The 22,700-nt window shown below is 68.1% G+C and carries 23 protein-coding genes; 8 read left to right on the top strand and 15 right to left on the bottom strand.

Annotated elements, in window-relative coordinates:
* Window positions 1-156 precede the first annotated feature (156 nt).
* Window positions 157-1,188: a LacI family DNA-binding transcriptional regulator gene (locus G555_RS0103815; protein WP_169337859.1), complete on the top strand. Its 1,032-nt coding sequence runs from the start codon at window positions 157-159 to the stop codon at window positions 1,186-1,188.
* Between the two features lie 219 nt (window positions 1,189-1,407).
* Here the strand turns inward: G555_RS0103815 and G555_RS0103810 are convergent, their stop codons facing one another.
* The 4 genes from G555_RS0103810 to G555_RS17845 all read right to left on the bottom strand — a co-directional run bounded on the left by G555_RS0103810 (window position 1,408) and on the right by G555_RS17845 (window position 5,880).
* Window positions 1,408-2,871: an amino acid permease gene (locus tag G555_RS0103810; RefSeq protein WP_084634681.1), complete on the bottom strand. Its 1,464-nt coding sequence runs from the start codon at window positions 2,869-2,871 to the stop codon at window positions 1,408-1,410.
* A 29-nt stretch (window positions 2,872-2,900) separates the two neighbouring features.
* A complete protein-coding gene (ald, locus tag G555_RS0103805) occupies window positions 2,901-4,013 on the bottom strand; it encodes an alanine dehydrogenase (RefSeq protein ID WP_028707835.1) in 1,113 nt (370 codons plus the stop codon).
* A 193-nt stretch (window positions 4,014-4,206) separates the two neighbouring features.
* Window positions 4,207-5,346: an alanine racemase gene (gene alr / locus G555_RS0103800; protein WP_084634679.1), complete on the bottom strand. Its 1,140-nt coding sequence runs from the start codon at window positions 5,344-5,346 to the stop codon at window positions 4,207-4,209.
* A 3-nt stretch (window positions 5,347-5,349) separates the two neighbouring features.
* Window positions 5,350-5,880, bottom strand: a complete 531-nt coding sequence (locus G555_RS17845) for an Lrp/AsnC family transcriptional regulator (protein ID WP_051208403.1) — start codon at window positions 5,878-5,880, stop codon at window positions 5,350-5,352.
* Between the two features lie 344 nt (window positions 5,881-6,224).
* Here G555_RS17845 and G555_RS23190 point away from each other — a divergent pair, with 344 nt between their 5' ends.
* Window positions 6,225-6,347, top strand: coding sequence for a hypothetical protein (locus tag G555_RS23190; protein ID WP_281168169.1), 123 nt, complete (start codon window positions 6,225-6,227; stop codon window positions 6,345-6,347).
* A gap of 162 nt (window positions 6,348-6,509) precedes the next feature.
* Here the strand turns inward: G555_RS23190 and G555_RS21715 are convergent, their stop codons facing one another.
* The 3 genes from G555_RS21715 to ychF all read right to left on the bottom strand — a co-directional run bounded on the left by G555_RS21715 (window position 6,510) and on the right by ychF (window position 10,165).
* A complete protein-coding gene (locus G555_RS21715; RefSeq protein WP_084634677.1) occupies window positions 6,510-6,986 on the bottom strand; it encodes a GNAT family N-acetyltransferase in 477 nt (158 codons plus the stop codon).
* 712 nt (window positions 6,987-7,698) lie between these two features.
* Window positions 7,699-8,949, bottom strand: a complete 1,251-nt coding sequence (locus G555_RS0103785) for an ATP-binding protein (protein ID WP_028707833.1) — start codon at window positions 8,947-8,949, stop codon at window positions 7,699-7,701.
* A gap of 142 nt (window positions 8,950-9,091) precedes the next feature.
* Entirely contained in the window at window positions 9,092-10,165 is a 1,074-nt protein-coding gene (gene ychF / locus G555_RS0103780) for a redox-regulated ATPase YchF (RefSeq protein WP_028707832.1), read from the bottom strand.
* 134 nt (window positions 10,166-10,299) lie between these two features.
* Between ychF and G555_RS17840 the strand changes: the two genes are divergently transcribed.
* Complete coding sequence (locus tag G555_RS17840) at window positions 10,300-11,868, top strand: DNA recombination protein RmuC (RefSeq protein ID WP_051208407.1); 1,569 nt, start codon at window positions 10,300-10,302, stop codon at window positions 11,866-11,868.
* A 44-nt stretch (window positions 11,869-11,912) separates the two neighbouring features.
* On the opposite strand, the gene ilvA is transcribed toward G555_RS17840, so the two are convergent.
* Both ilvA and G555_RS0103765 read right to left on the bottom strand, forming a co-directional pair.
* Window positions 11,913-13,151 carry a threonine ammonia-lyase IlvA gene (gene ilvA, locus G555_RS0103770; protein ID WP_028707831.1) on the bottom strand — a complete coding sequence of 413 codons (1,239 nt, stop codon included), beginning with the start codon at window positions 13,149-13,151 and terminating at the stop codon, window positions 11,913-11,915.
* Between the two features lie 72 nt (window positions 13,152-13,223).
* Complete coding sequence (locus tag G555_RS0103765; protein ID WP_036921123.1) at window positions 13,224-14,168, bottom strand: 4-hydroxy-3-methylbut-2-enyl diphosphate reductase; 945 nt, start codon at window positions 14,166-14,168, stop codon at window positions 13,224-13,226.
* Between the two features lie 46 nt (window positions 14,169-14,214).
* Between G555_RS0103765 and G555_RS0103760 the strand changes: the two genes are divergently transcribed.
* The 3 genes from G555_RS0103760 to G555_RS0103750 are packed head-to-tail and all read left to right on the top strand — an operon-like array spanning window position 14,215 to window position 16,313.
* Window positions 14,215-14,808: a hypothetical protein gene (locus G555_RS0103760; protein WP_028707829.1), complete on the top strand. Its 594-nt coding sequence runs from the start codon at window positions 14,215-14,217 to the stop codon at window positions 14,806-14,808.
* Window positions 14,809-14,863: 55 nt separating this feature from the next.
* Entirely contained in the window at window positions 14,864-16,108 is a 1,245-nt protein-coding gene (gene xseA / locus G555_RS0103755) for an exodeoxyribonuclease VII large subunit (RefSeq protein WP_028707828.1), read from the top strand.
* Window positions 16,086-16,313 (top strand): exodeoxyribonuclease VII small subunit, encoded by a 228-nt coding sequence (locus G555_RS0103750; RefSeq protein ID WP_028707827.1) that lies wholly within the window; start codon window positions 16,086-16,088, stop codon window positions 16,311-16,313. Before xseA ends, G555_RS0103750 begins: the two co-directional genes overlap by 23 nt.
* Before the next feature lie 74 nt (window positions 16,314-16,387).
* Here the strand turns inward: G555_RS0103750 and G555_RS0103745 are convergent, their stop codons facing one another.
* From G555_RS0103745 to G555_RS0103735, 3 genes are all read right to left on the bottom strand, one after another.
* Complete coding sequence (locus G555_RS0103745) at window positions 16,388-16,939, bottom strand: DUF4245 domain-containing protein (protein ID WP_169337858.1); 552 nt, start codon at window positions 16,937-16,939, stop codon at window positions 16,388-16,390.
* Between the two features lie 135 nt (window positions 16,940-17,074).
* The gene (gene phoH2 / locus G555_RS0103740) at window positions 17,075-18,409 is read right to left on the bottom strand and encodes an RNA 5'-3' helicase PhoH2 (protein ID WP_028707825.1); all 1,335 of its coding nucleotides are present in this window, start codon (window positions 18,407-18,409) and stop codon (window positions 17,075-17,077) included.
* A 242-nt stretch (window positions 18,410-18,651) separates the two neighbouring features.
* Window positions 18,652-19,458: an isoprenyl transferase gene (locus G555_RS0103735; RefSeq protein ID WP_028707824.1), complete on the bottom strand. Its 807-nt coding sequence runs from the start codon at window positions 19,456-19,458 to the stop codon at window positions 18,652-18,654.
* Window positions 19,459-19,563: 105 nt separating this feature from the next.
* Between G555_RS0103735 and trhA the strand changes: the two genes are divergently transcribed.
* Window positions 19,564-20,241, top strand: a complete 678-nt coding sequence (trhA, locus tag G555_RS0103730) for a PAQR family membrane homeostasis protein TrhA (protein WP_051208399.1) — start codon at window positions 19,564-19,566, stop codon at window positions 20,239-20,241.
* Between the two features lie 13 nt (window positions 20,242-20,254).
* On the opposite strand, the gene G555_RS0103725 is transcribed toward trhA, so the two are convergent.
* The 3 genes from G555_RS0103725 to mca form a co-directional block, all read right to left on the bottom strand.
* On the bottom strand, window positions 20,255-20,485 hold the full coding sequence (locus G555_RS0103725; RefSeq protein ID WP_028707822.1) for a hypothetical protein: 231 nt from the start codon (window positions 20,483-20,485) through the stop codon (window positions 20,255-20,257).
* 63 nt (window positions 20,486-20,548) lie between these two features.
* Window positions 20,549-21,199, bottom strand: coding sequence for a DUF1707 SHOCT-like domain-containing protein (locus tag G555_RS21055; RefSeq protein WP_051208397.1), 651 nt, complete (start codon window positions 21,197-21,199; stop codon window positions 20,549-20,551).
* Between the two features lie 77 nt (window positions 21,200-21,276).
* Window positions 21,277-22,209: a mycothiol conjugate amidase Mca gene (gene mca / locus G555_RS17830; protein WP_051208395.1), complete on the bottom strand. Its 933-nt coding sequence runs from the start codon at window positions 22,207-22,209 to the stop codon at window positions 21,277-21,279.
* A gap of 78 nt (window positions 22,210-22,287) precedes the next feature.
* Here mca and G555_RS0103710 point away from each other — a divergent pair, with 78 nt between their 5' ends.
* A complete protein-coding gene (locus G555_RS0103710) occupies window positions 22,288-22,689 on the top strand; it encodes a DUF4307 domain-containing protein (protein ID WP_169337856.1) in 402 nt (133 codons plus the stop codon).
* Window positions 22,690-22,700 lie beyond the last annotated feature (11 nt).

The following is a 22,700-nucleotide window of genomic DNA, read 5'->3' as shown; positions in this document are numbered from 1 at the left end:
TTCTGGGCGACCGGATGGGAATCTTACCCGTGCCTGTGCACCAGTAGCTTCGACCGACAGCGCTGCATCATGTCCCGGTGCCGCCCGTTGGAGGCGGAAACCGCCGGGGGGACGCCTCTCGTGGCATCGCGGCCGATCTGGATCGGAGGGATCCCAATGGAAAGCGATCGAGCCACCAGCCGGCGTGCCACTTCTTTGGACGTGGCACGCCGCGCGGGGTGCTCGCAGGCGGCCGTCTCCCTCTGGACAACGGGCAAGTACGCCGGGCGCATCGGGCCCGACCTGCAGGCTCGTATCGCTGCTGCCGTGAGCGAACTCGGATACCGGGCCAATCGCTCCGCTCGACGGCTCTCGGGCGGAACCGGAAAAAGCATCTCGCTCTTCTTTCCGGGAGCTCTCTGCCACTATGTGGGGAGCATTCTCGACGGCCTGGCTCGCGGTCTCAGCCGAGAATGGCAGATCACGATCGTCGACACCCGTCCAGGCGACCGCCGCCACGCACCGGAGTCGATCATCGCCTCAGCGGTCGGTGCGGGCACCAGTGCCGTTCTTGTCGCAGCTCCGTCTCGACGCGAGCTTCTGGCCCTGGAGCGTGTTCAGGGTCCGCAGATCATCGTCATCGATGCACCGGAAGCCCCGCCCGGCGCACACCTCGTGACCTACGACGAGGCCCGGGCCATGAGCCAGGCGGTTTCTCACCTGCGTTCCCTGAGACATGCTCGGATCGGTCACGTGCATCTGGCGACCGAATCCTTCGCCATGTGGCACAGACGCAAGCTCCTCATCGCCCAGCTCGTGCAATCGGGAGCCGAAGTCCTGTGCGACGAATTCTCACCCACACAGCCAGATGCCCTCCACCACGCCCAGACGCTCCTAGGACGGTGGCACCACACGGGAGTCACGGCAGTCATCTGCGACGACGAACGCCTCGCGTATGTCCTCATGCGGGCTGCGCGTGCCCTGCACATCCGCATCCCTCACGACTTCTCCCTCTTGACGTTCAGCGACAGTGACGCCGCCGCACTTCTCGATCCCGGACTCGCCGCCGTTCGCCTTCCCCGAGCGGCGCTCGGCCGCGCCGCCGCCTCGCTTCTCATGCAAGCCGACTCCGACGAGAGCGAGATGGTCAAGATGATCGGCACAGAGTACATTCCTCGACCTTCGGTAGCGCTGGCGCCCAAGGCGTAGCACCGGCGAGATCGTCGGCGCGCCCAGGCCGATACAGGAAGGCGTCCGACTGTGTCAGGCCCTCTCCCAAGGACGAGAGCATCCAGGCCGACCCCTGGCGCCGAACGGACGGGAGAACACGACTTTCAGAGAAAGCAGGTCTTCCGTCCGTTCGGCCGATCATGAAGGTCTTGGCTCACGACCGCACCCGCCCGATTCATCGTTGGGTGACGACTGGCCTCACTCTTGGTCAGAGTGCTCGGCTGAGCCGATCTGGAGCCCAGACTTCGCGGCTCTCTGCTTGCGAATGGCATAGGCCACGCCCAGAATGATGAACCAGACCGGTGCGATCGCCATCGGGATCAACGTGTCGATGTCGAGGCCGAGGATCACCAGCATGACGACGAAGAAACCTAGCACCACGTAGCTCATCGGAACTCCGAACGGCACCTTGTAGGACGAACTCCGATGGAGTTCCGGAGTCTTCTTGCGGTACACGAGATACGACACCATGATCAATGTCCACACGAAGATGAAGAGCACCGACGCCAACGTGGTGCCGTAGGTGAAGGCATCCATGATCGAGTCCGACGCATAGAGCAGCACCACGCCGGGAAGCACGCACAGACATGAGAAGACCAGGGCATTCACGGGAACCGACGACTTCGACAGCCTGGCGAATGCCTTCGGGGCAAGTCGTGTCAGGGACAAGCCGAACAGCATCCGGGACGTCGAATAGATCCCGGAGTTCATGGACGACGCCGCCGAGGTGAGGACGACGAAGTTGATCACCGCGGCCGCGACGCCGAGACCCGTCAGGGCGAACATGTTCACGAACGGGCTGATCTCGGGGTTGATCTCCTCCCACGGCGTCACAGCCAGGATCGCCATGAGCGCGAAGACGTAGAAGAAGACTATCCGGATAGGGATGGCGTTGATCGCCTTGGGCAGGGTGCGGTGAGGGTCCTTCGTCTCGGCCGAGGCCGTTCCTGCCAATTCGATGCCGACAAAGGCATAGAAGGCGATCTGGAAGCCTGTCAGGAAGCCGAGAATGCCGTTGGGGAACCAGCCGCCATGCTCGAGGTTGAGGATGTTCATCACGGAAGCATGCGACCCAGAAGGGCTCTGGAAGCCGATGATCACCATGCCGACGGCCACAACGATCAGCGCGACGATGGCGACGATCTTGATGATCGCGAACCAGAACTCGATCTCGCCGAACAGACGCACGGCCACGGCGTTGAGCCCCAGCAACAACGCGACCAGAAGGACAGCGGGTATCCACAGCGGGCAGTTGGGGAACCACCATGTGACGTAGCTGGTCACCGCGATCAGGTCGGACATGCCGATCACGATCCAGCAGAACCAGTAGGTCCATCCCGAGAAGAAGCCGGCCCAGGCGCCCAGCTTGTCCTCAGCGACGTCGCGGAACGACTTGTAGCGCAGGTTGGACAACAGCAGCTCGCCCATCGCCCGCATGAGGAAGAAGAGGAAGAACCCGATGATCACATAGATCAACAGGATGGAAGGACCGGCCAGATGGATGGTCTTGCCCGAACCCATGAACAGGCCCGTGCCGATCGCCCCCCCGAGTGCGATCATCTGCAGGTGCCGATTGCCCAAGCCACGCTTGAGACCATCTGCTCCTTCGGTTGGGTTGGGCTCGCCGACCGGGTGAATGGCGCTGCGATCCGTTTGTGTCATGACAATCTCCCTGAGCGTCCGGCCCGGTGCTAACCGAGGACCTCTGCCAGCGCGATCGCCTCGTAGTTCCAGGCCTCGGCGACCGGAGCGTTGACCAGCGAACCGGCGAAGGTGTTCAGACCCTTGGCCAACGCCGGGTTGGCCGTGAGCGCCTCACGCCACCCGAGGTCGGCAAGCTGCGTGGCGTAGGCCAAGGTGGCGTTCGTGAGCGCATAGGTGGAGGTGACGGGCACCGCTCCGGGCATGTTGGCAACGGCGTAGACCGTCGCATCGTGGACCTTGTAGACCGGGTCGGCGTGGGTCGTCGGGTGTGTGTCCTCGAAGCAGCCGCCCTGGTCGACGGCGATATCGACGAAGACCGAACCGGGCTTCGCAGCGGCGATCATGGCGTTGGTGACGAGCTTGGGTGCCCGTGCACCCGGGATCAGCACCGAGCCGATCACCAGATCCGCATCGACGACGGCCTCTCCGATGGAGTAGGCGGTCGAGTACATCGTCTTCACGTGACCGTCGAACTCCGAGTCGAGTTGAGCCAGGCGTGCCAGGTTGATGTCGATGACGGTGACATCCGCTCGCAGCCCGAAGGCCATCTGGGCCGCGTTGCTGCCGGCCACACCCGCGCCGATGACCACGACCTTGGCGTTCTTGGTGCCCGGCACGCCGGACAGCAGGACGCCATCGCCGCCGCAGTGCCTCATCAAGGAGTTGCAGCCCGCCAGGATCGACAGCCTGCCGGCCACCTCGGACATCGGGGAGAGCAACGGCAGCGCACCGTTGGCGGTCTGGACCGTCTCGTAGGCGATCGCCGTGGTTCCCGAGGACAGCAGTGCATCGGTCTGGGCCTGATCGGCCGCCAGATGCAGGTAGGTGAACAGCACGAGATCCTCGCGCAGATTCGGGTACTCGGACTCGATCGGCTCCTTGACCTTGATCACCAGCTCGGCTTCGCCCCAGGCGTCGGCGGCGGACACCAGGGTCGCGCCGGCACGGCTGAAGTCGTCGTCGCTGATTCCCGAGCCGACGCCCGCTCCGGTCTCCACCATCACGGTGTGACCGTGTTGAACCAGTTGGTGCACACCCGCCGGGGTGATCCCGACGCGGTTTTCCTGAGCCTTGATTTCCTTGGGGACGCCGATCCTCATTTGTTGCTCCTTTGCAATGAGTACAGGTTCTAGCGGTCGCCCCAGAGCCTTTCCGATCGGGTGGCTCATCGAAGCGCCGAGACCAACTAATCGCATTCGGAGACGGCACCGCCATGACGCCGAGTGAACTTCGAAGGTTCGTCGGCAGGTGGAGCTCGACGAAGCAGGAAGCTCGGCGACCGGGCTCCTGCCGCTAAGCACCTTCGCCTGGAACCTCGATGCTCTCGCGCACCACCCGCGGTGTGAGCAGGCACGTGACCTCATAGGGAATCGTCTCCATCAACTCCGCAAGATCATCGGTCGTGATCCGGTCGGACGAGCTTCTGCCCAGAAGGATCACCGGGTCGCCAACGGCAACGTTCGTCGTCGGCCCGAGGTTGATCATGCTCTGGTCCATGCACACGCGGCCCACGATGGGGTAGCTCCGGTTGTTGATGAGGACTCGACCCCGATTGGACAGCCGCCGGGAGTATCCATCTCCGTAGCCGACGGGAATGGTGGCTACCCGGGTCTCCTCCGTCGCCGTCCAGGTACGCCCGTAGCCGACGGTCTCGCCAGGGCGCACGCGTTTGATGAAGGACACGGTGGTGGTCCATTCCATGCCCGGCTCGAGGGCGACGGTGTGCGGACAGGCCGGGTCGGGATAGGCGCCGTAGATCATGATGCCGGGACGCACCATGTCGAACCAACTACCCGGATGGGCCAGGACCCCGGCGGAGTTGGCGAGGTGCTTGATCACTGGACCCACCGCAGCCTCGACAAGGTTGGCAGCCTCGCCGAAGAGGCGCTGCTGGTCGGCGGTGAAGCGGTCTTGGGATGGCATGTCGGCTACAGGAAGATGGGAAAAGACGCCGGACAACCGGACGCCGGCGGTCTTCGCGGCGAGGGCGGCGAGTCGCGGGGCGGCGTCGGGCCGCCGCCCGATTCTGCCCATGCCGGTGTCCAGCTTCAGGTGGATCTCCGCCACCTCACCGAGCGCGGTCGCCGAATGTCCGGCTTCGAGAATCGACGCCTCGTCGGTGACAGTGAGCGTGATGCCGGACGCAATCGCCTGGCCCACCTCGTCTCCCCGGGCGACGGACAGCTTGAGAATGGGTAGACGTACACCGGCCCGCCGTAGGTCCAGACCTTCGGATACGTGCGCTACGCCGAGCCAGTCGGCAGCTCCGGTGGCTTCGATCATCCTCGACACCGCGACCGCGCCGTGTCCGTAGGCATTGGCCTTGACAGCCGCGAGGACGAGACGGTCACCCACCCGCTGGCGGACGGCGGCCAGGTTGAGTCGGATGTGATCGAGCCGCGTCGTGGCGACACTCGATGTATTTGAACCCATCCTTCACTCCCCCCGCCGAGCAGACGAAGACGGGTGACCGGCTGCCGAAGGGCCTTCGGCGACGGCGAGATCGCAGAGCGGCACCGGAGTCTGCCCGCGGAGATGCTCCATCACCACGCTGGTCTCGGTCGAGGCAACCGTGTCGCGTGAACTCAACTCGCGCACCACGAAATCTCGCAGCGCCGTCGTGTCTGGCAGACTCACCTGAACCAGAAGGTCGTGGACCCCTGCCAAGAACAGCACCTCCAGGACGCCGTCGACCTCCGTCAGCCGCGCGGCCTCTTGTAGCAGCAGCTTGCGAGCCGTCGGTTGCAGTGTCACCAGGATCACGGCATGCACCGAGCGCCCGAAATCGGCCGGTTCGATCAACGCAGAGAAACCTTTGATCACGCCGCGGGTAATCAGCGACTTGATGCGGACGCTGCACGTGGATTCGGAGATGGAGAGAGCGCGAGCGATGTCGTGGTTGGTCATCCTCCCGTTCCGTACGAGCAACCGGACGATGCCTTGATCGATCCTGTCCAATTTTACCATCGCGACCAATCCCCGCTAGCGATACACCCCGTAGGGCATCGCTCGCGTCGGCTAGAGATACGGAGAAATGCCCCTAATTCAAATAGCGAGTTTATCGACCACACATGGCGTTTCCGAGGAAGTATGCCGCAGGATCCAGTAGGCGACCGACGGAAAATACGGATGGAGACCCCCCTGTCTCAGTAGAGCAGGCAGTATTCAGGGGTGACCCATCGCTGACCGTGTCGGTCGCGGCGATCCTGGGCCTGCTGGGGAATCTCCCCACGCCGGCCGCGCCTCCGATGACGAAGTGCTGCGCTTCATCGACGCGCAGACGCTCGCATCCCGCGGCCTGAGTCTGGTGGATGGCACTGGCGTCCGCCCGACGGACCCCGGACGCCCTGCTGTGGACCCGCGACACGATGCTCCGCACGGCCGCCGCGTCCCTCGACCTCGCCTGGGACGAGTCCCCTCGACCGAAGTCCTGACGCCTTCACCACCTGCGGAAGCCCGGACCTGGGGTCCGCGGCACCGAGAGCGCCGTGGCACCAGAAAGAACATGCCGCGATGCGTGGCGAGGCCGCGAACGAGGCCGTCAACCGAATCAGCGACGGAACGACAACGTCGACGTGACCCGGATCGGGGCAGCCCTAGCGCGGTACGGTGCTACCGCCTCGGCCGTCGAGGACGCGGCGCATGGGAATGAGGACGAAGCCCGAAGGCAGTTCCTCAGGCACGCCACACTGATTGAATCCCAGACTCTCGTAAAACGAGGTGGCCGTGCCCTGTGCGGAAAGCACTACCTCCCGCCCGCCGAGTCCGGTGACAACCTCGAAAGCGATGTTCATCGCCTGGGTGCCTAGTCCTGCGCCACGGACTGCCTGACGTGTCGCAACCCAACCGATTCTCCACCGTCCACCGCCTTCATCAACACACCTGGCGCAGGATACCGCGAAGCCATCGGAATAACCTATGATGTGAACCGCCTCTTCGTCGAGGCCATCAAATACCTCGTCAGCGGGGATGCCCTGCTCTTCGACGAACACCGAACAACGAACCGGAAATGCATCATCGCATCCATCTCGACCGCTTATCGTGGCCCACGTAATTCCACCAGTATCCGTCATAGCAACTCCATGTAGCGAAAGCAGACCGCAGGGACCAAACGCTGACTATCCAAAGACAACCAGCCTCAATGGGACGTTCCCTCCTCACGGCCGAAAGCCTAGTGCGACGAACACGAGCACCGGGCTGGACCGGTGCATCTACCTCAGGAATCCCCGCCGTGGCGGGGGTCCATTGTCTATATGTTGAAGCGGAACTCCACGACGTCCCGTGCGTTGTGAGTATCTGCCGGGTAGGTGTGAGTAGGTCTGGATCGATGCGCCAAGACACTTCCCCGTCACCAGTAGACTCGCCGCAGCGTCCTGCGCCGTTTACGAGTAGTAGCATCGCCTTGAGCCTGCCCAAGCTGCGCCTACCCGGTAAGGGAGCAGCCCGCCCGCTGCTTGAGAGGGTGGCAGCCCGTTCGAGCCGGGCCAGGTCCGGGGGACTCACTTCTCAGCGGGAGATGTCGGAGTCTCCACCATCACGCACCTCACGCGTTAAACCTTCACTCCACCACGTTCCGAGCGCTGTGAAGGTCAGTGATTGACGCGAGCGAGTTGCGACCACTGCCGCCGTGGCACCCGGCGTTCCCGACCACCGACCTCGTGATCGTGGAAGCCATCACTCAACAAAGCGGCCCGGTATCAACCTCACGAAGACTTAGGCGCGTACTACTTGGCCGGAACGGATGAGACACGGTTGACTGAGCCGCAGATCTAACACGGCTTGTGCTCATGGACCGAGCAGCGCCAACGGGATCACGGCGACGCCATCGCGGCGGCGGTAGGCGGTGGTTCCGGTGGTGACAACGACCAGGTCTGCGACGCGATCAGGAATCTGCTCACGCAACCACAGAAGGTGCCGAACATCGGCATCGGAGACCGAGTGCGCCAGCTTCACCTCGATGGCGAGCACCTGTCCATCCACCCCCTGGACGATCAGGTCGATCTCATGCTCCCCCGCGTTGGTCCGCAGATGGAACACCTTGGCTTCCCACATCTGCGCGGCTACCCGGACACCCAACGTTACCAAGGACTCAAACAGCGGCCCGACCATGTGCACGCCTGCATGGCCTAGCAGCGCGTCTGCGGAAAGATTGAGCAACCTGGCCGCCAACGCCGGGTCAGCGAGCTGATGCTTCGGCGCCTGCTGCAGGCGCCGAATCTCATTGCTAGCCGGGATCCAGCCAGGCACGGGGTCGAGCAACCAAAGCCGAGTGAGGTGATCACGATACGCAATCGTGGTGGTCTTAGCCGGCTGGCGTCCATCTCCTCCGGCGGTGGCGTCCAGCAGCTTGGAGTAGGCCGTCGTCGTCGAGGATGCCGCAGCGTAGGCCGTCAACCAGCGACGGAGCGTCTCGGGCCGACGCACCTGAAAGCCAAGATCGGGCAAATCACGATCGATCACGCGCTGAAGATAGGCATCCAGCAGGCTGCGCCTCAGGCGAGGCGCAGCGCCCATGATCCCGGGAAACCCGCTGCCGACGATTGCCTCGGCATAATCACGCACCTCGTAGCTGGAATGACCGTTGATCTCGGGATGCCCACCACCCAACAAGGATTCCAGCGACACGGCGGGCACGACCACCCCACGCTCGTGAAGTGCCATTGGACGCATTCGCAGGGACAGAATCCGGCCAGCCCCACTGTGCGTACCCGACGCGTCTACAGGAGTCGCCGAACCAGTAAGTAGGAACCGACCAGGCCGAGCGCCAGCGTCCACCTGGCGTCGCACGGAGTCCCAAACCTGCGGGAGCTTCTGCCATTCATCCAGCAGCAAGGTGCCCTCGGGAACGGCTGTCAGCTCGAAATCGGCCTGCGCCACCTCACGCTGGGCAGCGTCGTCGAGGAACCACACCGTGTGGGCTCGCCGCTTCGCGGTGTCAGTCTTGCCGACGCCCTTCGGACCATCGAGGGCGATTGCCGGCGCGTGCGCGAGCAACTCATCCAGCTCCCGATCAATGGTCCGTTGCAGGTAGGGCACGCAGCCAGCATACTACCAGCAGGTTGACTACGCTACCATTTTCAGGGTCATAACCCTACCTTAGGCCGAGGCCTCACCCGAGCATCGGGCTTGGACCGGTGCATCTACTTCAGGGGCCTCCGCCACGGCGGGGGCTCCTTGTTTATACATTGAATCTGAACTCGACCACGTCGCCGTCCCGCATGACGTAGTCCTTGCCCTCCAGGCGGACGCGCCCGGCGGCCTTGGCGGCGGCGAGGGACCCGGCGGCGACGAGTTCGTCGTAGGACACGATCTCGGCCTTGATGAAGCCCTTCTGGAAGTCGGTGTGGATCACGCCCGCGGCCTGGGGCGCGGTCCAGCCCTTCTTGATGGTCCAGCCGCGCGACTCCTTCGGGCCGGCGGTGAGGAAGCTCTGCAGCCCGAGCGTGTCGTAGCCGACGCGCGCCAAGGTGTCCAGGCCGGGCTCGGCGATGCCCATCTCGGCGAGGAACTCCCGCGCCTCGGCGGGGTCGAGGTCGACCAGTTCCGATTCCACCTTGGCATCGAGGAAGACGGCCTCGGCGGGGGCCACGAGAGCCCGCAGCTCAGCCAGGTGGGCCTCGTCGGTGAGGACGTCCGCGTCGACGTTGAACACGTACAGGAACGGCTTGGCCGTCAAGAGGAACAGGTCGCGCAACGGCTCGGGGTCGAGGCCCGCCTGGAAGACGGTCCGGCCCTCGTTCAGCACCGACTGCGCCTCCTGGATGGCAGCCAGCGCCGGCTGGCGCTCCTTGCGCATCCGCGCCTCCTTCTCGACCCGGGGCAGCGCCTTCTCGATCGTCTGCAGGTCGGCGAGGATGAGCTCGGTCGTGATGATCTCCAGGTCGGCGCCCGGTTCGACGGCGCCGTTGACGTGCGTGACGTCCTCGTCGCGGAAGACGCGTGTGACCTGGCAGATCGCATCGGCCTCGCGGATGTTCGCGAGGAACGCGTTGCCCATCCCCTCGCCCTGGCTGGCGCCCTTCACGATGCCGGCGATGTCGACGAAGCTCACGGTGGCGGGGACGATCTGGGCCGACGCGTTCATCTTCGCGAGGACGTCCAGCCGGCCGTCGGGGACGCCGACGACGCCGATGTTCGGCTCGATCGTCGCGAACGGATAGTTCGCCGCGAGGACGTCGTTGCGCGTCAGCGCGTTGAACAGGGTGGACTTGCCCGCGTTGGGAAGACCGACGATTCCGATTGTCAATGCCACGACGCCCAAGCCTAGTGCCGGGCGTCGGACCGCCGTTCACGATCCGCCATCGGGCCGACGCGGGCAGGACGCGGATCGGCGACGCACCGGTGGGTCTCGGCGAAACTGTCGGGGGCGGCGGGCAGACTTTCCCCATGAACTCCACCTCCGTCCTCACCCTCGTGATCGGGCTGGTCCTCGGCGGGTTCACCGCGGCTCTGGCGGTGTGGCTCGTCCTGCGGGCACGCGTGGAGGCGGTGAAGGCAGAACACGAAGCCGACGAGGAGCGGCAGCGCGCCGATCTGGCGCAACTGCGCGCCGAGGGCTCCGACGCGCGAGCGGCCATCGAACGGGCGTCCGCCGAGACCGAGCGTGCCCGTGCGTCCGCGGCCCGCGCCGACGCGGAGAAGAGCGGCGTCTATGCGCAGTTGGCCGACCTGCGCGCCCAGGTGGGGCGCGCCGAGGCCGAGCGCGACGCCGCCGTGGCCCGTGCCGAAGAACTGGCGGCCGACCGCGAGACGATGACGGACCAGTTCAAGCTGTTGTCGGCTCAGACGCTGGAACGGCAGGGCAAGGCCGCCGACGCCACCGCCGAGCAGCGGCTGAAGCAGACCGAGGCGCTGCTCACCCCGGTGCGCGAGACGCTCGAGTCCTTCAACGCGCGTCTGGCCGAGGTGGAGAAGGAACGGGTCCGCATGACCACCGACCTGCGCAACCAGGTGGCGGCCGTGAAACTGACCGGCGACGAGCTGCGCCGCGAGACGACCGCGCTGGTCACGGCGCTGCGCAAGCCGCAGGTCCGCGGCGCGTGGGGAGAGATGCAGTTGAAGCGCGTCGTCGAGATCGCCGGCATGGTCGAGCACTGCGACTTCATCCAGCAGCACACCGCCGAGGGGGTCGACGGACGCATCCGACCCGACATGCTCGTCACCCTCTCCGACGGAAAGTTCGTCTACGTCGATTCGAAGATGCCCCTCACGTCGTTCCTCGACGCGCAGGAGACCGACGACCCGGCCGTGCGCGACCGTTGCCTGCACCTGTTCGCCAAGAACGTGAAGTCCCATGTCGATGCCCTGAGCGGCAAGCAGTACTGGCGGTCGAGCGACGCGACGCCCGAGTTCGTCATCCTCTTCATGCCGAGCGAGGCGCTGGCCGCCGAGGCGCTCCAGCAGATGCCCGAGCTCCACGAGTACGCCGCCGGCAAAGACGTCGTGATCGCCACCCCGACGACGCTCATCGCGATGCTGCGAGCGGTCTCCTACGGCTGGAAGCAGGCCCGGCTCGCCGGCAACGCCGCCGAGGTCGCCCAGCTCGGCCAAGAGCTGTACGAGCGGCTGGCGACGATGGGCGGTCACGTCGAGAAGCTCGGGCGGGCGCTCGGGGCCTCGGTCAAGGCGTACAACCAGACCGTCGCGTCGTTGGAGAGTCGCGTGTTCGTCTCCGCCCGCAAGTTCGCCGACCTCAAGGTCACGGCGAAAGAGCTCGGTGAGGTGACCGGCGTCCCCGAGGCCGTACGTCCACTCACCGCCCCCGAGCTCGTCGCGCCTCCCGCCGGCGTCGTGGCCCCGTCGGAGCCGAGGCCCGGCGAACTCCCCGTGGCGTCCGAAGCGGCGGCGTTCGAACTGCCCGAGGTCGCACAGCTCGTGCGGCCGGTGCCCGAGGTCGACGAACTCGTCGAGCGCACCGAGCAGAGCCCTCCGCCCGCGCTGCGCGACATCGGCTGACGCGCTCCGCGACATCCACTGGGAGCACGGGCCCCGGCACGCGACTACACGAGGAAGCGATACATCGGGCTGTTGGGGTCGATGACCTCGGCCGTGATCGGGCTCGCGTCCATGCTCTGCAGCAACCGGACGAAGTCGTCGGGCCCCGGCACCTCGATGCCGACGAGCGCCGGGCCGACCTCACGGTTGCTGCGCTTCACGTACTCGAAGTGCGTGATGTCGTCGTCGGGGCCGAGCACCTCGTCGAGGAAGCGCCGCAGCGCGCCGGGCTCCTGCGGGAAGTTCACCAGGAAGTAGTGCTTGCGTCCCTCGTAGACGAGGGACCGCTCCACGATCTCGGCGTAGCGCGACACGTCGTTGTTCCCGCCCGACAGGACCACGACCACATCGGTGTCGGGCTGCGGCGCGAAGAGTCCCAGGCTGGCGGCCGCCAGCGCGCCCGCGGGCTCCGCGATGATGCCGTCCACCTGGTACAACGCCAGCATCTCCGAACAGATCCGCCCCTCGGGCACCGACACGGTCACGGGCCGGCGACGCGAGCACAGCGAGAACGTGAGGTTGCCGACCCGCCGTACGGCGGCACCGTCCACGAAGGTGTCCATCCGGTTCAACGTCACCGGGCGGCCCGCCTCCAGCGCCGCCGCCAGGGACGCCGCGCCGGACGGCTCGGCGGCGACGATCCTCGTCTGCGGCGCCCGCTCGGCCATCCACACGAGACAGCCGCTCAGCATCCCGGCCCCGCCCACGGGCACGATGAGGACGTCGGGAGCCTTGCCCAACTGCTCGACGATCTCCCGCGCGCAGGTGCCGCCCCCCGCGATCGTCCGCGGGTCGTCGAACGCCGGGACGATCGTCGCCCCCGTCCGCTCGCATTCCCTGCGGGCGGCCTCGGCCGCGTCGTCGTAGGTGTCCCCGACGACGACGAGCTCGACATCGTCACCGCCGAGGTCGGTCATGCGCTGCCGCTTCTGCCGCGGCGTCGTCGACGGCACGAAGATCCGCCCGCGAATGCCGAGCAGCCTGCAGGACATGGCGACGCCCTGCCCATGGTTGCCGGCCGACGCGCAGACGACCCCGGCGGCGCGCTCCTCGTCGGTGAGCTGGGACATCAGGTTGTACGCGCCGCGGATCTTGTACGAGCGAACCGGCTGCAGATCCTCCCGTTTGATCCAGATCCGCGCACCCGTCGCGTCGGAGAGTCGTTGATTGCGTTGCAGCGGTGTCACGACCGACACACCCCGCAGCCGTTCCGCCGCCCGATCGACGGCCTCCGCGTCAAGCATCACCGGGTCATTGTGCCCGGTCGCAGCCGCGCACACGGGAAAGCCCGCGCAGCGGCCACCTCGTGGACAGGCTCACGCGAGGCGGCGCAGCTCGGGCGGGAGGGCGAACACGAGGTTCTCCTCGGTCAGCCGCTCCTCGGTGGCGGGCGGGAAGCCGTTCGCCTCGAAGAAGTCGAGCACTCCCTGCACGAGCGCATCCGGCACGGACGCCCCGCTGGTGACGCCGACCGTGTCCACGCCCTCCAGCCACTCCGGAGCGATCTCGCCGGCGTTGTCGACCCGGTGGGCAGCCTTGGCTCCGGCCTCCAGCGCCACCTCGACCAGCCGCACCGAGTTGGACGAGTTCCGCGACCCGACCACGATGAACAGGTCTGCGGTCGGCGCGATCTGCTTCACGGCCGACTGCCTGTTCTGCGTCGCGTAGCAGATGTCGTCGCTGGGCGGGTCGACCAGCAACGGGAACCGGGAACGCAGTTCCCCGACCGTGTCCCACGTCTCGTCGACGCTGAGCGTCGTCTGGCTGAGCCACGCGACCCGGCTCGGGTCGGCCACGTCCACCGCCCGTGCATCGCCGGGCGACTGGACGAGGGTGATGTGCTCGGGGGCCTCCCCCGTCGTCCCCTCGACCTCCTCGTGCCCGGCGTGGCCGATGAGCAGGATCTGCATCCCGTCGGCGGCGAAGCGCTTGGCCTCCTTGTGGACCTTCGTGACCAGCGGGCACGTGGCGTCGATCGTCTTCAGGTTGCGCCGCGCCGCCTCCTCGTGGACGGCCGGGGACACGCCGTGCGCGGAGAACACCACCGTCGCCCCCTCGGGCACCTCGGACAGGTCCTCCACGAAGACCGCGCCGCGCACCTCCAGCTCCTCCACGACGTGTTTGTTGTGCACGATCTGCTTGCGCACATACACGGGGGGCCCGTACACCTCGAGCGCACGCTCCACCGTCACGACCGCCCTGTCGACACCCGCGCAGTATCCACGCGGTGCAGCGACGACGAGCCTCTTCTGCGCAGCCATGCCGCCCAGTCTAGGTGAGACTCCCCGGCCCACTTAGAGTGGTCGCGTGAGGCTGGAACCGGTTCCCGGCGAGGCGGGCACCATCCGGCCCGTCAGCGCCCCGGAGGGGACGGACGCGGTCAGGCTGGTGGACGCCTCGGCCGGCAGACGCGTCGGCATGCTGGCCGCCGTGGACGCGGCGGCTGTCGTCGCGACGGCCACCGGCGCCGTGTGGCTGGCGCGGCTCGGAGCGGCCGCCTCGTTCCTCGCCGTCCTGGGCGTCCTGCTCCTCCTCGTCGTGCTCCTGCAGCAGCAACTGCCCTCCCGCGAACCTCTGCTGCTCGATCGCACCGGCGCGACGATACGGATCGTGGGCGCCGGCGTGCGTGTCGAATGGGACGCCGTGGAGCGCATCGACGCGATTCCCGGAACCCGGGCCACCTCGATCGTCTTCCGGTTCCGTCCCGGCGCCGCGGCCCGCGGACTCCTCCATCCGCTCGGCTGGCGCAGCGAATGGCTCCTGCGCCAGGAGGCCGCACGCGTGCGCGGTGTCCCCGGCGACGCGGCCGACGCCGCCCTCGCCGCGGCGCGCCACCTGCATCGCGCCCGGCTCGCGCAGACCGCCCGTCTCGACGCGTCCCTGCCGCCCTACTCGGCTTGACGGCGCCCGTCCTCGCGGTACCCGGCGAGGGCGGACCCCCCTCTACAGTGGATCCATGCCGCTGACCAGCTCCCCCGACACCCCTGTCCCACTGCGGGTCGTGGTCGGCGAGGTCAAGAAATGGGTCGAGCGCCTCGGTGAGATCTGGGTCGAAGGGCAGGTCGTGCAGCTCAACCGCCGAGCCGGCTCGCTCCACTTCCTCACGCTGCGCGACAAGCTCGCCGACACCTCGGTCTCGGTCACGGTGTCCACCCGAACCCTCGACGCGGCCGGGCCGCTGGCCGACGGGGCGACCGTCGCGGCGCTGCTGAAGCCTGCCGTGTTCGCGTCCAACGGACGGCTCGTGTTCGACTGCCACGATCTGCGCCCCGTGGGGATCGGACGCCTGCTCGCGCAGCTTGAGCAGACCAAGCGGCTCCTCCGGGCCGAAGGGCTGTTCGATCCCGCGCTCAAGCAGCGGCTGCCGTTCCTGCCCCGCCGGATCGGCCTGATCACCGGTGCGGGCAGCGCCGCCGAACGCGATGTTCTCACCAACGTCCAGGACCGCTGGCCCGCGGCGGTCTTCGAGATCCGGCACACCCAGGTGCAGGGTCCGTCCGCCGCCGCGCAGGTCATCGAGGCGGTTGCCGGCCTCGACCGCCACCCCGAGGTCGACGTCATCGTGATCGCCCGCGGCGGCGGTTCCTTCGAAGACCTGCTGCCGTTCTCCGACGAGGGTCTGGTCCGCGCGGTCTTCGCCTGTCGCACCCCCGTCGTCAGCGCCATCGGCCACGAGGTCGACACCCCGCTGCTGGACCATGTCGCCGATCTCCGCGCGTCCACGCCGACGGACGCCGCCAAACGGGTCGTGCCCGATGTCGCCGAGCAGAGCCGGGGGGTCCGGCAGGCGCGGGACCGGCTGCGGCGAGCCGTGGCCGCCCTGCATGCGGCCCTGCAGGCGCAGCTCGACGGCGTCCGTGCCCGTCAGGTGATGCGCGATCCCTCGGGCGTCCTCGACCTGCACGCCGAGCGGCTCGAGGCCACGCGGCACCGGCTGCGGCGCGCCGTCGCAGCGGACGTCGACGCCCGCGTCCGCGAGGTCGACCACCTGACCCTCCGGCTGCGCTCCCTCTCGCCGCAGCGCACCCTTGCCCGCGGCTATGCGATCCTCGTCGGACCCGCAACCACCACCGTCACGTCCGTCGCGCAGGTCACACCCGGAGACCGGGTCACCGCCTTCCTCGCGGACGGGGAGCTGACCGCCGACGTGGCGTCCATCACGAAGACCAGGAGGACCGATGTCCCAGACCCCCGCCCGTGACGACGCCGCCGGGCCCAGCTTCGAGCAGGCGCGCGACGAACTCGTCTCGATCGTGTCGCGGCTGGAGGCCGGGAACGTGCCGCTGTCGGAGTCCATGGCGCTGTGGGAACGCGGCGAAGAGCTCTCCCGGATCTGCCAGGGGTGGCTCGACGGCGCCCGCTCCCGGATCGACGCCGCGCGTGAGCCCGAGCAGACGTCCGACTGATGACCGCCGGGTACGTGGAGGGTTCATGTTGGTAGTCCAACAACAACCCTCCACGCAAGCGCCGATCCGCGCAGTCAGGCCACCGCGAGAAGCTGGGCGAAGGACTCCAGTTCCTCGTACGGGAGGTCGCCGCTCACGATGGCGGTGCTCTCGTCGGTCGTGAGGACGAGCGCACGGGTCCGGCCGTCGGCCGACGCGTAGCGGGTCCACTCCTGCGCCCCGACGGTGCTGGTGCCCTTCGCGGTGCCGCCGCGGGTGACGTCGGAGATGAAGGAGGCGGCCGGCGCGTCGGACTGATCCAGCCCCACGTACATGGGGCGGTTGTCCAGGAATCCGAGCTGCCAGGTGTTCCCGGCCACCGGTTCCCCGTCCAGACCCGGGTGCCCGGCGGTCGTCCACCGCGCCCGGGTCGCCCGCCACGACTCGGGGACGATCGTGGGCGCGAGCACGTCGAAGGATGCCTCGGACGCCGCCTGCTCGGCCACCGGGCGCCAGTCGACCGTGTCGACGGTGGGACCGTCGGTGTCGCGCGTGAAGAACCACGCGATGAGGACGATCGGGATCAGCAGCACGGCGAGCGAGATGAGCAGGTCGGTCAGTCGTCCCCCACCTCTGCTGCGCGCCACGCCGCCCATGGTGTCAGGTTCCCGGCCCGAACCGGAAGCCCGGCCGCGACGCACCCGCGTCGGACGACTCCTGGCCACCGTGCGACGCCCTCGGGATCCGACGGCGGTCCCCGCACGACGGGTGCACAGCTCGCCTCAGGCGAGGTCCTCCAGCATCTCGGTGACGAGCGCCGCGATGGGCGAGCGCTCCGGACGGGTCAGGGTGACGTGCGCGAACAACGGGTGCCCCTTCAGCTTGTCCACGACCGCGACGACGCCGTCGTGGCGGCCGACACGCAGGTTGTCACGCTGAGCGACGTCGTGGGTGAGGACGACACGCGAGTCCTGCCCGATCCTGCTGAGGACGGTGAGCAGGACGTTGCGCTCCAGCGACTGCGCCTCGTCCACGATCACGAAGGCGTCGTGCAGGGAGCGGCCCCGGATGTAGGTGAGCGGAAGCACCTCCAGCAGCCCGCGCGCCAGCACCTCGTCGATGACGTTCTTGTTGGTCACGGCGCCGAGGGTGTCGAACACGGCCTGCGCCCACGGCTGCATCTTCTCGCCCTCCGAGCCCGGCAGGTACCCGAGTTCCTGCCCGCCCACCGGGTACAGAGGCCGGAAGACGACCACCTTCGAGTGCATCCGGCGTTCCAGCACCGCCTCCAGCCCCGCGCACAGGGCGAGCGCCGACTTGCCGGTGCCCGCCCGGCCGCCCAGCGACACGATGCCCACCGTCGGGTCGAGCAGCAGGTCCAGGGCGACGCGTTGCTCGGCCGAGCGCCCGTGGATGCCGAAGCAGTCCCGGTCGGCGCGGATGAGCTTCACCGTGCCCGACGGCAGGACGCGTCCCAGCGCCGAGGAGCCCCCGCCCTGGACGACGACGCCGGTGTGGCACGGCAGCCCGAACGTGCTCGCAATCGACGCCTGCCCGTCGGCGTACAGGGCGTCGATCTCGGCCGGGTCGGCCTCGACGTCCACCATGCCCGTCCACTCGGTCTGGATCGCCATCTCGGCGCGGTACTCCTCGGCGGCGAGCCCCACCGAGGCCGCCTTCACCCGCATCGGAAGATCCTTGCTCACGAGGACGGCGTGCGCGCCCTCGGCGCGGTAGTTCAGCGCGACCGACAGGATGCGCGAGTCGTTGTCGCCCAGCCGGAAGCCGGGCGGGAGCACCGCGGGGTCGGTGTGGTTGAGCTCCACCTTCAGCGTGCCGCCGGCCGCGTTCACCGGGATCGGGGCGTCCAGGCGTCCGTGCTCGACCCGCAGGTCGTCCAGGAAGCGCAGCGCCGCACGCGCGAAGTACCCGAGCTCGGGGTGGTGTCTCTTCGCTTCCAGTTCCGCGATGACCACCAGGGGAAGGACGACCCGGTGCTCGGCGAACCGTTTCAGGGCGAACCCGTCGCTGAGAAGCACCGACGTGTCGACGACGTAGGTCTTGAGTGTCGTGGGCGACGTGGTGGCGACGCTGCGATCGTGGGCTGTGGTGGTCACGGCGGTCCTTCCCCGGGGCCGCACGGTCGTCCCGCCCGGCCCCACCTGTCAGATGTGGGCCGGGAGAGATCCTGGCGCTGGCCCGCGGAACCGTCCCGCGTGAGCCGGTCGCTGCATGGACGACCCCCCGAGTGGTCCCGCAGGGCGCGGCGGCCACGGTTCGAATGTACGTGCGGAGCCGGGCGCGTCACGCACGACACGCAGCGCGTCACACAGTCGTCACCTGGATGTCGCCGGGCCTGTCAGCGGCCGAATCGGCGCTCCCGCGCCTCGTAGGAACGCAGTGCCCGATAGAAGTCGACTCTGCGGAAGTCGGGCCACAGCGCCTCGCAGAAGTAGAACTCGCTGTGGGCGCTCTGCCACAGCAGGAAGCCCGACAGCCGCTGCTCGCCCGACGTGCGGATGATGAGGTCGGGGTCGGGCTGGCCCTTCGTGTAGAGGTGTTCGGCGATCCGCGTGTCGGAGATCCTGTCCGCGAGCTGTCCGATGGTGGCGCCGCGCGCCGCCTCCTCGGCGATGAGGGAGCGCACGGCATCGGTGAGCTCGTGGCGCCCGCCGTACGCGACGGCGACGTTGACGTGCATCCCCGCACGATCCGCACCGGCCTCCTGTGCCGCCCGCAGCCGTGCCGCGATGGCGTCGGGAAGCAGCGAGAGGTCGCCCACCGCCTGCACGCGCCACCGCTCCCCGAGCTCCTCGATGAGGGCGGCGATCACCTCCAGCAGAGGCTGCACCTCGTCCGACTCGCTGCGCGCCAGATTGTCGGTGCTGAGCACCCACAGGGTCACGACGGGGATGCCGACCTCGTCGCACCAGCCGCAGAATTCCACGAGCCGGTCGGCGCCCGCCCGGTACCCCGCGACGAGCGGCTGACCCGGTGCGTTCTGCCTGGCCCAGCGCCTGTTTCCGTCGGCCAGGACGGCGACGTGCTGGGGCAGCTTCTCCTTGTCGAGATGGGAGAGGAGCTGTTGCTCGTAGGTCGAGTAGACCAGTCCGGTGGGGCGCAGCCGATCGACCAGCCCGGTCACCCGATCCCACCAGCGCGCCATGGGGGTCAGCGTATCCCGACGAGATGCCGTTGAGCTGTGTCGCCCCACGGAGTACGGTTACCTACGATGCCGTAGGTTACGGCACCGTAGCCAAGGAGTGATCGGATGCCCCCGACTCTCACCGAACCGGCCGCGCCCGTGGACGCACCCGCCAAGCCCCGCCTGCGCGGGTGGCTGCACCTCGGCGCCACACCGGTGTTCCTCATAGCCGGCCTCGTTCTCATGGTCATCGCGCCCACCTTCGCACTCCGCGCGGCGACCGCCGTCTACGTCCTCACGGCCATGATCCTGTTCGGCACCAGCGCCGCGTATCACCGCGGCACCTGGTCCCCGCGGACACTCGCCCTGTTCCGCCGCGCGGATCACGCCAACATCTTCGGCTTCATCGCCGGGACCTACACACCGCTCGCCGTCGCCCTCCTCACAGGGACGTCCCGCGTCGTCCTGCTCACGCTCGTCTGGGCGGTCGCGCTCGCCGGCATGGCGATGCGCATCCTGTGGCTCGGAGCGCCGCGCTGGCTGTACACGGTCCTGTACGTCCTCACCGGCTGGCTGGCCCTGTTCTGGCTTCCTGCCTTCTGGGTGTCCGGCGGGGCCGCGGTCGTCATCCTGCTGGTCATCGGGGGCCTGGTCTATTCCGTGGGCGCGGTGGCGTACGCGACGAAGCGCCCCAACCCGATCCCGGGGTGGTTCGGGTTCCACGAGGTGTTCCACCTCTGCACGATCCTGGCCGCAGGGACGCAGTTCGCCGCGATCCTGATCGCGGTGCTCGTCCCCCGCTGATCCGGCCGACTCGTCAGGTTCGGTCCTCGGCCGCGGTCGCAGGACTCCCCGGTCCGGCGACCTCCGGCTCGGCGGCGTGAGCCGATCGGCCGGCGACCTCCGCCTGGGACGGTGCGGTGATCTTTCGCATGTGGCTGCGCATGTTGAAGAAGCCGAGTGCGATCACGACGGCGAGCCCGAGGACGATGAACAGCGGCAGGGCCCCCGCCTGGACCGAGTTCGGATCGAGTTGCAGCACCGGCATGGCGTCACCCTACTCCGAGCCGCGCTTGTGCCACAGAGCCCGGGCGGGCGTCGCGCGACATGCTCAGCGCAGGTCGTCCGGCCGGTACAACGGGTATTCCTGGGGCTGCTGCTCGGTGGGCTGCGCGGCCTGTCCGCTGGAGAGGTCGCCGTGCTCGCCGGACCCGATCGCCCGCTGCTCCCGCCGTTCGAGGCGTTCGACGCCTCGCGTCTCGCGGCGCTCGGACCGGGTTCGACCCTCGCCACCGGACCCGCGCGCCGACACCGCGAAGATCATGGGAACGGCCATCCCCAGCATCGGCCAGATCGGCCAGAAGTAGAGAAGCTCCCCCGCTGTCACGCTGGTCACGACCCAGATCGCGATCAGCAGCGCCGACAGCGCCGCCCATCCTCGGAGCGCTCCCGCGCGAACCCGGGAACGCCGCTGGACGGCCTGCTCCTGGGGCGCCGGGACCGATCGGATCATCACGTCGGACACGAGGGGCACGAACTGCCCGAGTTCCTTCGTCGCCTGGACCGATGCCAGCCGCGACGCGTGTTCATCCTCGGTGAGGCGTCCCTCGGCGAGCGCGCGACCCAGGATCGCCGATGCGTGCGCCCGGTCGGCGTTGCCGGCACGCAGGCCCGCTGTCGCGGGGTCGCGCGGGTCGGCCGTGAAGCCGCCCCACCCCTCGGAGCCTGCCGGAAGGCCCTGGTCGTGCACCGGTCCGCTCATCACCGTTTCCTCACGTCGGCGGCCACCCTCAGGCTACCCTCGGGTGTGCCTGTCGCTGAAACCCCTGGCCACCGGGGTCAGATCGAATAGGACCACGTTCCGTCGTCGTCCCCCGGGCCGTACAGGCCGGCGAACAGGTCGGTCTCGGGCAGATGGACGTCCACGGTGCTGCGCACGAGCTGGTAGTCCTCGGTCGGCCAGCCGAGTTGCTGGATCTCCAGGGGAACGGCGAACCACGACCCGTCGGGATCGACCTGCGTCGCGTGCGCCAGCAGCGCGGCGTCGCGCACCTCGAAATAGTCGGCGCACGGGATGAAGGTCGTCAGCCGGGGACCCAGCTCGTCCTCGGTCCAGTCCCGCAGCCGCTCCGCGTACGGAGACGGCAGTCCGCGCTCGTGCATGAGCCTGTCCAGTTCGGCGTACCGGCGCCGGTGGAACGACATCTGGTAATAGACCTTCTTCACCACCCACGGTTCCCCGTGTTCCGGCCAGCGATCGGGGTCGGCGGCGGCGTCCACGGCCGCCATCGAGATCTTGTGGCACATGACGTGGTCGGGGTGGGGATACCCGCCGCGCTCGTCGTAGGTCGTGACGACGTGGGGTCGGAGGTCGCGGATCACCTTGACCAGCCGCCCGGCCGCCTCGTCGACGTCCTCCAGAGCGAAACAGCCCTCGGGCAACGGCGGCGGCGGATCGCCTTCGGGAAACCCCGAGTCGACGAAGCCCAGCCACACCTGCTCGATGCCGAGGATCTCGCGCGCCCGCGCCATCTCGCCCCGGCGCACCTCGGCGATCTCGCCCTCGGGCACGATCCCCTGCAGCTTCGGGTTGAGGATCGACCCCCGCTCCCCGCCCGTGCACGTCGCGACGACGACCCGCACGCCCTCCGAGACGTACTTCGCCGTCGTCGCCGCGCCCTTGGACGACTCGTCGTCGGGATGGGCATGGACGTGGAGCAACCGGAAGGGCGCTCCGTCGGCGTCCACACGGTTCAGCAGTTCGACAGGCATGAGGGATAGTCAAGCGCACCCCCGTCCCCCGGCCCCGCCGTGACCGCCTGCCGGAGCGGGATGGGGCACAATGACGGCGTGAGCGACCTGCACGACGCCGAGCGGATTCGGCGACGGTATCCACGGCCCCGCAGCGGCCGCGTCGTGCTCGTCGCGCTGAGCTCTCTGCTCGTCCTCGCCGGGCTGACCTGGCTCGTCTGGGCGGCGTGGGAGGCGGCTCATCCCGACGTGGCCGGTCAGGTCGCGGGGTTCACCGTCCGCTCCGACACCTCGGTGGAGGTCAACCTCATCGTGGAGCGCGCCGATCCTGCGCGCGCCGCCACCTGCGACGTCTACGTCCAGTCCGAGAGCTACGAACGCGTCGGCGAACTGACGGTCGACGTCCCGCCCGGCGACCAGTCGCAAGTCCGCTTCGACGTCACCGTGAAGACGTTCAAGCGCGGCACGTCCGCGTCGCTGGGCGACTGCCGGACCGTCTGAACCCCTCCGGC

This window comes from Propionicicella superfundia DSM 22317, assembly GCF_000423465.1.
GTDB classification, from domain to species: Bacteria; Actinomycetota; Actinomycetes; order Propionibacteriales; family Propionibacteriaceae; genus Propionicicella; species Propionicicella superfundia.
This window is presented reverse-complemented; position numbering and strand designations above follow the sequence as displayed.

Bases quoted from the DNA above. Each gene is read 5' to 3' on its own strand.
- G555_RS0103765 (WP_036921123.1), bottom strand. From the start codon at position 14,168: ATGGCTGCGCAGAAGAGGCTCGTCGTCGCTGCACCGCGTGGATACTGC.
- G555_RS0103725 (WP_028707822.1), bottom strand. From the start codon at position 20,485: ATGCCGGTGCTGCAACTCGATCCGAACTCGGTCCAGGCGGGGGCCCTG.
- G555_RS23190 (WP_281168169.1), top strand. From the start codon at position 6,225: ATGGCACTGGCGTCCGCCCGACGGACCCCGGACGCCCTGCTGTGGACC.
- ald (WP_028707835.1), bottom strand. From the start codon at position 4,013: ATGAGGATCGGCGTCCCCAAGGAAATCAAGGCTCAGGAAAACCGCGTC.
- alr (WP_084634679.1), bottom strand. From the start codon at position 5,346: ATGGGTTCAAATACATCGAGTGTCGCCACGACGCGGCTCGATCACATC.
- G555_RS0103810 (WP_084634681.1), bottom strand. From the start codon at position 2,871: ATGACACAAACGGATCGCAGCGCCATTCACCCGGTCGGCGAGCCCAAC.
- G555_RS0103815 (WP_169337859.1), top strand. From the start codon at position 157: ATGGAAAGCGATCGAGCCACCAGCCGGCGTGCCACTTCTTTGGACGTG.
- G555_RS17845 (WP_051208403.1), bottom strand. From the start codon at position 5,880: ATGGTAAAATTGGACAGGATCGATCAAGGCATCGTCCGGTTGCTCGTA.
- ilvA (WP_028707831.1), bottom strand. From the start codon at position 13,151: ATGCTTGACGCGGAGGCCGTCGATCGGGCGGCGGAACGGCTGCGGGGT.
- G555_RS0103735 (WP_028707824.1), bottom strand. From the start codon at position 19,458: ATGGCGCGCTGGTGGGATCGGGTGACCGGGCTGGTCGATCGGCTGCGC.
- G555_RS0103750 (WP_028707827.1), top strand. From the start codon at position 16,086: ATGTCCCAGACCCCCGCCCGTGACGACGCCGCCGGGCCCAGCTTCGAG.
- G555_RS17840 (WP_051208407.1), top strand. From the start codon at position 10,300: ATGAACTCCACCTCCGTCCTCACCCTCGTGATCGGGCTGGTCCTCGGC.
- G555_RS21055 (WP_051208397.1), bottom strand. From the start codon at position 21,199: ATGAGCGGACCGGTGCACGACCAGGGCCTTCCGGCAGGCTCCGAGGGG.
- mca (WP_051208395.1), bottom strand. From the start codon at position 22,209: ATGCCTGTCGAACTGCTGAACCGTGTGGACGCCGACGGAGCGCCCTTC.
- G555_RS21715 (WP_084634677.1), bottom strand. From the start codon at position 6,986: ATGACGGATACTGGTGGAATTACGTGGGCCACGATAAGCGGTCGAGAT.
- trhA (WP_051208399.1), top strand. From the start codon at position 19,564: ATGCCCCCGACTCTCACCGAACCGGCCGCGCCCGTGGACGCACCCGCC.
- xseA (WP_028707828.1), top strand. From the start codon at position 14,864: ATGCCGCTGACCAGCTCCCCCGACACCCCTGTCCCACTGCGGGTCGTG.